The sequence below is a fragment of the Streptomyces sp. NPDC055103 genome, assembly GCF_053607625.1.
In genome coordinates, this window is record NZ_JBSGTX010000205.1 from 1 (window position 1) to 1,038 (window position 1,038).

Here is a 1,038-nt window from a genome sequence, read left to right on the forward strand (position 1 = left end):
TTAAAAAGGGCTGCCTCTCTGTAAGGCAGCCCCTTTTGTTTATGATTGTTGATTCAGGCGCAGTGCAGAATGCTTCGTAGGACCAACATACTGGTTTAGCGGGAAGGATTCTTTAATGGCCGCTGTGATGAATTCTTTCGCTGCGTAAATGGCTTCTTTGACTTCCGCACCTTTGGCAAGCTCCGCTGTCACGGCTGCTGAGAACGTACAGCCTGCGCCATGTGTATAAGGCGTATCGATCATTTCGCTTTCAAGGACTTCTGCTGTTTCTCCGTCATAGAGAACATCAACTGCTTTCTCATGTTTGAGTTTGCCTCCGCCTGTAATGACGACATATTGAGCGCCGAGTGCGTGAATTTTTTTCGCGGCTTCGATCATATCGTCAACTGTTTTTAGTTCATCCATGCCGCTGAGCTGGCTGGCTTCAAACAAGTTTGGCGTAATGACAGTGGCTAGCGGAGCCAATTGCTCACGCAGGGCTTGGGCGTGCTCCGGATAAAGGACTTCATTAGCACCTTTGCAAACCATAACCGGGTCAATTACCACATTTTTTAATTGTTTTTCTTTGATCGTTTTTGCCGCAAGCTCGATAATGTCAACGGTTGGCAGCATTCCTGTTTTCATGGCGTCCACGCCGATGCCGTCCGTAATTGTTGCAAGCTGGGCGCGGATTGTATCAGTATCGATCGGGAATACCTGATGGTCCCAGCTGTTGTTTGGGTCCATCGCAACGATCACCGTTAAGGCGGTCATCCCGTATACGTTTTTTTCTTGAAATGTTTTTAAATCAGCTTGAATCCCAGCACCGCCGCTTGAATCTGAGCCGGCAATGGTGAGTGCTTTATGCATAGACATGTCTTGAACCTCCATCGTGTTTTGTCTTTCATTATAGTTAGATTTTCTCTGTATCACAATATAGAAGATCTATAGGAATCATTTGACAATCTCAACGGGCTTTCGTAAAATGCTACATAAGAAAACTAGGTAGGGGTTTTGAGATGTTAAATCGTGAGCTGGTTAAGGGAAGCACGGTTATAT

The 1,038-nt window shown here is 45.9% G+C and carries 1 protein-coding gene; it reads right to left on the minus strand.

Going from position 1 to position 1,038, the window contains the following annotated elements:
- Positions 1 to 39: 39 nt before the first annotated feature.
- On the minus strand, positions 40 to 870 hold the full coding sequence (locus ACWFR1_RS40545; protein WP_453561189.1) for a bifunctional hydroxymethylpyrimidine kinase/phosphomethylpyrimidine kinase: 831 nt from the start codon (positions 868 to 870) through the stop codon (positions 40 to 42).
- Positions 871 to 1,038 lie beyond the last annotated feature (168 nt).